Origin of the sequence: Tianweitania sp. (assembly GCF_032053605.1) — a bacterium.
GTDB lineage: Bacteria > Pseudomonadota > Alphaproteobacteria > Rhizobiales > Rhizobiaceae > Tianweitania.
Genome location: NZ_DAMBUH010000023.1, coordinates 1 through 6,581, shown reverse-complemented (window position 1 = coordinate 6,581; position 6,581 = coordinate 1). Strand labels below are relative to the sequence as shown.

At 61.6% G+C, this 6,581-nt stretch carries 7 protein-coding genes, 1 pseudogene and 1 riboswitch; of the genes and pseudogenes, 5 read left to right on the top strand and 3 right to left on the bottom strand.

What is annotated here, in order from left to right; genetic code table 11:
• Positions 1–736: copper-containing nitrite reductase (gene nirK, locus RTX98_RS07880; protein WP_312795788.1), on the top strand; the 736-nt coding region annotated here is incomplete at its 5' end.
• Positions 737–804: 68 nt separating this feature from the next.
• Entirely contained in the window at positions 805–1,686 is an 882-nt protein-coding gene (locus tag RTX98_RS07875) for an SUMF1/EgtB/PvdO family nonheme iron enzyme (RefSeq protein WP_312795787.1), read from the top strand.
• A gap of 20 nt (positions 1,687–1,706) precedes the next feature.
• Here RTX98_RS07875 and RTX98_RS07870 read toward each other — a convergent pair whose 3' ends face one another.
• Genes RTX98_RS07870 through RTX98_RS07860 form a run of 3 tightly spaced genes read right to left on the bottom strand, consistent with a single transcriptional unit; the run spans position 1,707 to position 3,725 of the window.
• Positions 1,707–1,949, bottom strand: coding sequence for a hypothetical protein (locus RTX98_RS07870; RefSeq protein WP_312795786.1), 243 nt, complete (start codon positions 1,947–1,949; stop codon positions 1,707–1,709).
• 55 nt (positions 1,950–2,004) lie between these two features.
• The gene (locus RTX98_RS07865) at positions 2,005–3,222 is read right to left on the bottom strand and encodes an FAD-dependent monooxygenase (protein WP_312795785.1); all 1,218 of its coding nucleotides are present in this window, start codon (positions 3,220–3,222) and stop codon (positions 2,005–2,007) included.
• A gap of 29 nt (positions 3,223–3,251) precedes the next feature.
• The gene (locus RTX98_RS07860) at positions 3,252–3,725 is read right to left on the bottom strand and encodes a MarR family winged helix-turn-helix transcriptional regulator (protein WP_312795784.1); all 474 of its coding nucleotides are present in this window, start codon (positions 3,723–3,725) and stop codon (positions 3,252–3,254) included.
• Positions 3,726–3,864: 139 nt separating this feature from the next.
• A riboswitch (cobalamin riboswitch) is annotated at positions 3,865–4,062 on the top strand.
• 153 nt (positions 4,063–4,215) lie between these two features.
• Between RTX98_RS07860 and RTX98_RS07855 the strand changes: the two genes are divergently transcribed.
• The 3 genes and pseudogenes from RTX98_RS07855 to RTX98_RS07845 form a co-directional block, all read left to right on the top strand.
• Positions 4,216–5,238 carry an ABC transporter substrate-binding protein gene (locus RTX98_RS07855; RefSeq protein ID WP_312795783.1) on the top strand — a complete coding sequence of 341 codons (1,023 nt, stop codon included), beginning with the start codon at positions 4,216–4,218 and terminating at the stop codon, positions 5,236–5,238.
• 72 nt (positions 5,239–5,310) lie between these two features.
• Positions 5,311–6,327 (top strand): ABC transporter substrate-binding protein, encoded by a 1,017-nt coding sequence (locus RTX98_RS07850; protein ID WP_312795781.1) that lies wholly within the window; start codon positions 5,311–5,313, stop codon positions 6,325–6,327.
• Positions 6,324–6,581 (top strand): annotated as a pseudogene (locus tag RTX98_RS07845) (hypothetical protein); the annotation flags it as partial. The gene RTX98_RS07850 and the pseudogene RTX98_RS07845, both read left to right, overlap by 4 nt.

Sequence of the window (6,581 nt, the reverse complement as noted above, 5' to 3'; positions counted from 1 at the left end):
CCATGCTGCCACCGGCGGTTTGGGCGGCGGTGCTTTGACCCGCGTCAATCCCGGCGAACAGGTCGTGCTGCGCTTCAAGGCCGATCGCACGGGCACCTTCGTGTATCACTGTGCCCCGGAAGGCATGATCCCCTGGCACGTCGTGTCGGGCATGAGCGGCACGATCATGGTTCTGCCCCGCGACGGCCTCAAGGATCATGAAGGCAAGCCGCTGACCTACGACACGGTGTTCTATGTCGGTGAAAGCGACTTCTACGTGCCGCGCGACGAAGCCGGCAACTTCAAGAAGTTCGATTCGCTCGGCGAAAGCTTCGCCGAAACGCTTGAAGTCATGCGCGGCCTCGTGCCCACCCACGTCGTGTTCAATGGCAAGGCAGGCGCTTTGACCGGCGAGAACGCCCTGAAGGCAAAGGTCGGCGAGAAGGTCCTGATCGTTCACTCACAAGCCAATCGCGATACCCGTCCGCATCTGATTGGCGGCCATGGCGACTACGTCTGGGAAGAAGGCAAGTTTGCCAATGCCCCGGCTCGCGATCTCGAAACCTGGTTCATCCGGGGCGGCTCGGCCGGAGCGGCGTTCTACACCTTCAAGCAGCCGGGCGTTTATGCCTATGTCAACCACAACCTGATCGAAGCAGCCGAACTCGGCGCAACGGCACACTTCGTGGTGGATGGCGACTGGAACGACGACCTGATGACCCAGGTCAGCGCGCCCGCACCGATCGTCAACTTCTGACCCGTTCAGTCTGACGAACATGCGATGACCCGCGCTTCAGCGGGTCATCGAACCTCATCGAGACCATCATGAAACGCGCTTTCGCTCTGTGCGCCGGAGCACCGGTTGTTGCCCTCGCAGTTGCGGCCCTCGCATTGCCCGGCATCCGGGCTTCTGCCGAAGTCGATCCGCAATGGGCGGCGGAAGTCGTGGCAGTCGCGCCGGGCACGTTTGCTTACCGCCTGCCTGGCGAATATATCGCTGCCAACAAACCCACCGATGCGCCCTTGCGCCATATGGGCGTCGGGCGTGGCGTCCAGATCATGAAATATCAGGTGACGGCGGCCGATTATGCGCGCTGTGTCACTGAGGCCCGCTGCAAGAAGGCGGACGGCAATCAGGCTGCCGCCGATCTCCCGGTCACCGGCGTCGACTTCCGCGACGCCAATGATTATGCCGCCTGGCTCTCCGAAAAGAGTGGACAGCAATGGCGTCTGCCGAGTGACGCGGAGTGGGTCTATATGGCCGCCGAGCGCGTGCGCGACGACACGCTCAAGCTGAACGGAAACGATGCCAATCCGGCTACGCGCTGGCTGGCGCGCTACCGCAAGGAGTCCGAGAACGCGGCACCTGATCCCCAGCCCAAGCCGCGCGGCAGCTTCGGCACAAACAGCAAGGGCGTTGCGGATATTGGCGGCAATGTCTGGGACTGGACCTCGACCTGCTACAACCGCTCAACCCTCGACACAGGGGGCAGCGTCAGCCAGAGCGTCGAAAACTGCGGCGTCCGCGTCGCCGGCGGCAAGCACCGTGCCTACATGTCCTTCTTCATTCGCGACGGCAAAAGCGGCGGCTGCGCGGCCGGCATGGCGCCGCACAATCTGGGCATCAGGCTGGTTCAGGAGCAGCCATCCTACCTGTCGAAGCTGAAAGCGTTGGTGGGCTGGAAGGCCGGCGCTCCCAGCGTCTGACGAGTGCCGGCGATCAACCCTTAGCGCCAGCCAACCGTGCCGTCGTCCCGGTTGCACCCGTAAGGTGGAACAGCGTTCGGGAAGTTCGCCTTCAACCGTCCGCAGGCCCAATCGTTGAGCGGGCGAGGCGCGCGCGAGTTCAACTCGATCCCGACCTCGTCATAGGGGCTCTCGGTGTTCGTGGCATAGGCATAGAACCGCCAGCCCAGCGTTGCCGTTATGGCGATAACAATGGCGATCAGGATCGGCAAAACGCGTTTCAAAGCGACCTCTAAGGCTGGATTGGCTCTCAACCGCGTTCTGTATCGCGGAGCCGATTTAGGCAAGATGGGAGTTGGTTGGGCCTGGCGCCTTCGGGTAAGGCGATAGATCCGGCGCTGTTGGTTCGCGCGAGAACAGCTTGCCTGCATTCTTGCGCAGAGCGGGCTGGCTGGCGATCTTCAAGGCCGTGTGGAGGAGACCAATGCCTAGACGGCTTTGCGGATTCATCAACCGCGGACCGATCTTGGGTACGCCTTGTCCTTCCTCCACCATCGGACGCATGGCTTTCTCGTAGTTGGCAAAGGCCGAGGGCAGATCGTTTTGGCCGGCAAGTTCACCGGCAAGAACATAGGCGCCCGTCACGGCAAGGGTGGCACCGATGCCGGCGAGCGGTGTGGCGCACCAGGCCGCATCACCCGTCAGCACGACACGGCCTTTCGACCAGTTGGGCATGCGCACCTGGCGCAGGACGTCGAAGTAAAAGTCGTCGCTGTTGTTCATGCCCTCCAGCACGCGTTGGGCCTGCCAACCGGCATCGCTGAACGTCTCCTGGAGAAAGGCTTTCTGCTGTGCGACGTCCCAGTCCTGTTCACCTTCTGGCGGCTTCTGGATCGACAACATCGCACGCGTCGTACCGTGCGTGTCAGGACGCAGAGAAATGCTCCGACCGTTTGTGGCATTGTACCAACGCCACATCCGGTCGTCGTCTGCCTGGCGCGGGATCGTGAAGTAGGCGATGGTCAGATCCATCCAGCGGGGATCGTTCTCGCCGGGAAACACCAGCTCCCGTGTTGCCGATCCCACGCCTTCGGCAACGATCACAGCATCGAAAGCTTCTGAACGGCCGCTGGCAAAGGTCACGTGCGCCGTGTCTTCGCCCGGTTCGATGGCTTCGATCCTGTCGCCGAAACGATAGTCGGCAACTTCGCGCGCGGGCTCATAAAGAAGACGTGCCAGATCACCGCGCAAGATCTCCATCTCGGCCGTTGGACCATCGTCATCCATCTCGTCGGTGACGAACTCCGCGGCGACCTCTCCGTCGCTGTTCACCCACGCTGTGCCGGCTTCTCCCGTTCCATGATCGAGTGCGGTCTGTTCCAGACCCATGCGGCGCAACACTTCGCGCCCGACGCCACGAATGTCGATGTTCTGGCCGCCGTCACGAAATTCAGGCGTGCGTTCAACCACCGTGACCTCGAAGCCTGCTTGGCCAAGCCAGAAGGCAACGGTGTTGCCGGCGACGCTGGCGCCGGTAATCAAGATGCGACGGGGCACGGACTTTCTCCTTGTTCCCGAGAGAAATATCACTCGTGATATTTCGTTCCGTCACCTTGCTCCAGATTCGTAATCAGGCGCTGGAGGAGGCCGACGAGCAGACCGGCTTCCTCGTCCGAAAAGTCTTTCAAACCCCGCCTGTTGGTGTCGATCAGAACATCGCCGCCGAGCACGGCGGCGGCGCGTCCTTCCGAAGTCAGATGCACCATGGCGACGCGTCGATCGTTCGGGGCGGAACTTCGCTCGATCAGCTTCATGGCTTCAAGCTTGTCGAGCAGGGCCACCATGGCCGGCTGTTTGACGGCCGAAGCGCGCACCAGATCCCGCTGCAACATCGGCCCTTTCCAAGACAGGAGCAAAATGGGGCCGAGCAGGGACAATGACATGCCATCGGGCCGCAACGCCGCGTCGATCAGGCGGTTGAAGACCCGTGCTGCATGGTTGGCCAGATAGCCAGGCGCCACGGCAGCGTCCGGGTGCACCAGTTCATCAGATGATTCCATCGGTCCAGATTGGAGCATTGGCGCATTGGGCGCCAGTCAGGGCGAGGGGGGAGAACAGGGCATCATTCAAGAGAAACGGTTCCACCCGGCACGCGGCGAAAGGTGCGCTGGCTGCTCTTGCTCAAAGCTCCGCTTGCCGCTAGGAAAGCCTGGTGTCGGTTCGCGAAAGCGACGAACAGGGAATTCGATGCGGGTTTAAACGCCCGTCAAACGAAACTGCCCCCGCAACTGTAGGCGGCGAGCATGTCCGGAAAGCCACTGAGCCGAAAGGCTTGGGAAGGCCGGATCATGCGGCGACCCGTCAGTCAGGAGACCTGCCGGCACACGGAAACGAAACAAGCCGGACGGGGTGTCCGGGGAGGTTGTCGATGACGTTTGCCCTGCTGATAAAGCAGCTGCCGTGGGTCCGTGCGCATGCCGGATGCCCTCATTGCCGTCCTGACCTGGATCTTTCGCGCTGGCACCTTGCCCCAACGGAGATCCGCCCGTCATGATCATCAGTCGCTCCCTGCTCGTAGCCGCCGGCCTCGGGCTTTTCACTTTTGCAGCGCAGGCCGAAGCCACGAAATATCCGCTCACGCTCGAAAACTGCGGCCAGACCATCACCTTCGAACACGCGCCGGACAGCGCCGTCACCGTCGGACAGGCGGCAACCGAGGTGCTGTATTCGCTGGGTCTCGGCGAAAAGGTGAAGGGCACATCGGTCTGGTTCACCGATGTTTTGCCGGAATACATGGCGCTCAACGCCAAGGTCGAGCGCTTGGCGGATAATGATCCGAGCTTCGAGAGCGTCGTCAACAAGCGTCCCGGCCTCGTTGCGATCCAGTTCGAATGGCATGTCGGGCCGCAGGGCATCGTCGCTACGCGCGAGCAGTTCCATGACGTAAAGATCCCGACCTATGTCATGCCCGCCGACTGCGTGGCCAAGGACAATTCGGTCGGCATCGATGGAACCCGCACGCAGCTGTTTTCCACCGACAGCATCCACAAGGGTGTGCGTGAACTGGCCGAAATCTTCGACATCAAGGACAAGGGCGCGGCTCTCGTTGCTGATCTGGAGGCGCGCGAGGACAAGGCGATCGAGCGCGCCAAGGCTGTAGCGCGCGATGATGTTTCGGCCGTGTTCTGGTTCTCCAGCGCCGAAATGTACATCGATCCCTATGTCGCCGGACGCAAGGGCGGGCCGGCCTACATGATGGAGAAGACGGGCATCCGCAACATCGTGGAGTCCGACGAGGAATGGCCGGTGGTCGGCTGGGAAACCATCGCCAAGGCAAACCCGACCTTTATCGTCGTCGCCCGCATGGATCGTCGTCGTTTCCCCGCCGATGACGTCGAGAAGAAGCTCGAATTCCTGAAGACCGATCCTGTCGCCAGCCAGATGGAAGCCGTGAAAGCCGGACGCATCGTGGTCATGGACGGGCATGCGATGGATGCCACGATCCGTACGATCAACGGCATCGAGGTCTTGGCGGACGCGCTGGAAAAGGCCGATCTCCCGAAGAAGAACTGAAAGCTGGCTGTCAGGCTTGCCCAAAGCGGCAAAGACAGAGTAGGTAACGTTATCACATTACGTGAGGAGACCATGATTTCAGTTCGTTTGGCGCTTGCCGCCACCACGCTCGTCGTTCTTGGCCACCAGGCCTCGGCCGAGCCCACAAAGTACCCGCTCAGCCTCGACAATTGTGGCCAGGCCATCCGCTTCGACCACGCGCCGGAAAGCGTCGTGACCGTTGGCCAGACCGGCACAGAGATGCTCTATGCGCTCGGTCTTGCCGAGCGGGTGAAGGGCACGTCCGTCTGGTTCAACGAGGTTCTGCCGGACTATAAGCAAGCCAACGCCAAGATCGAGCGATTGGCCGACAACCATCCGAGCTTCGAGAGCGTGGTCGCCAAGCGGCCTCAGCTCGTGACCAGCCAGTTCGAATGGCATGTCGGCCCGCAAGGGGTAACCGCCACGCGCGAGCAGTTCAGCGATCTCGGCATCCCCACCTACATCATGCCCGCCGATTGCGTCGGCAAGGACAATGAAACCGGTGGCGACGGGACGCGCTCGACGGCCTTCACCATCGAAAGCGTGTACAAGGCTGTGGCCGAATTGTCGGAGATCTTCGACGTGCAAGACAAGGGCACAGCGCTCCTTGCCGACATGAAGACCCGCGAAGCCGCTGCCAGCGAAAAGGCGAAGGCGCTTGGGCTCGAAGGCAAAACGGCGGCCTTCTGGTTTTCCAGCGCCGACATCCAGATCGATCCCTATATGGCCGGCCAGAAGGGCATTCCGGCCTATGTCATGAACAAGATCGGCCTGAAGAACATCGTGCAATCCGATGAGGAATGGCCGGTGGTGGGCTGGGAAACGGTGGCCAAGGCCGATCCTGACATCATCTTCATCGCCCGTATGGATCGCCGCCGCTTTCCGGCCGATGATTACCAGGTCAAGCTTGACTTCCTCCGCCGCGATCCGGTTACCAGCCAGATGAAGGCGGTGAAGGAAAATCGTATCGTGGTGGTTGACGCCCATGCCGTTCACGCCGGCATTCGCATTCCCATGGGGATCGAGGCCATTGTCGACGGTCTGGAAAAGACTTACGCGGCCAAATGAGCTTCTTCGTATCGGATCGAGCGCCGGTAAACCGGGTTTCCGGTCACAAGCGCCGGATAGTTCTCTATTGCCTTGGCGCGCTCCTGCTCTTGCTGGTGGCCGTGGCGATGGGCGCTGCCATTGGCGAAACGGCGATCCCGCTCGACGTCATCGGCAAGACCGTTGCCAACCGCATCTTTGGCGCGGGCTACACGCTTGATCCGATCGAGGAAGGCATCGTCTGGAGCTACCGCATCAGCCGCGCCATTGTCGCG